This is a genomic window from Schumannella sp. 10F1B-5-1, from assembly GCF_006517535.1.
Lineage (GTDB): Bacteria > Actinomycetota > Actinomycetes > Actinomycetales > Microbacteriaceae > Schumannella.
The window spans coordinates 1-215 of the sequence record NZ_VHQH01000113.1; the positions used below are offsets into that span (position 1 = coordinate 1).

Below are 215 nucleotides of genomic sequence, written 5' to 3' on the forward strand. Positions count from 1 at the left end.
GAGGCCCACGCGGGCGACATCGTCGCGGTCTCGGGCATCGAGGAGATCACGATCGGCGAGACGATCGCCGACCCCGACGACATCCGTCCGCTGCCCGCCATCGAGGTCGACGAGCCGGCCATCTCGATGACGATCGGCACCAACACCTCGCCCATCGTCGGCAAGGTCAAGGGCCACAAGCTCACCGCCCGCATGGTGAAGGACCGGCTCGACCG

1 pseudogene is annotated in these 215 nt (G+C 68.4%); it reads left to right on the forward strand.

Annotated elements, in window-relative coordinates:
- Positions 1–215, forward strand: a pseudogene (locus FJ658_RS15150) (translational GTPase TypA); the annotation flags it as partial.